Here is a 375-nt window from a genome sequence, read left to right as displayed (position 1 = left end):
AGGCCCCGCCGCCCGGTGGCCTTGACCCCGACCCGCACCAAATCGCGAGCCACCAAGCCAAGCAAATCGCGATGTTCATCCAGCCACCGCGACATCGCCTTCAACTCGTGACCGATCTCGTGCGCGGCGAAAAGACCGAATAAGCTGACTTGGACGGTGCGTTCTTGACGCGTTGTCGGCTCCGGCGGTGGCAGGGATTTGGAATCAGTAGCATGATCCAAAACTCCCTGAAACCGCCGGGCCTTGCTCGCGAAAAGCTATATTCGCTCAACAAAATCAATACTTTGCCGTTCATGGAGACGGAAACTAGGCTAGGGACAACGCAGCAGCTTCAAGAGAAGGATAGAGGCTTCGTCTTTCATCCGTCTGGACACT

Annotated in this window: 1 pseudogene; it reads right to left on the bottom strand. The window is 56.5% G+C overall.

The annotated features are described in order from the left end of the window. Nucleotides 1-194 (bottom strand): annotated as a pseudogene (locus ACWTU9_RS33280) (hypothetical protein); the annotation flags it as partial. Between the last annotated feature and the right edge of the window lie 181 nt (nucleotides 195-375).

Source organism: Mesorhizobium sp. 128a (genome assembly GCF_053848025.1).
This window is presented reverse-complemented; position numbering and strand designations above follow the sequence as displayed.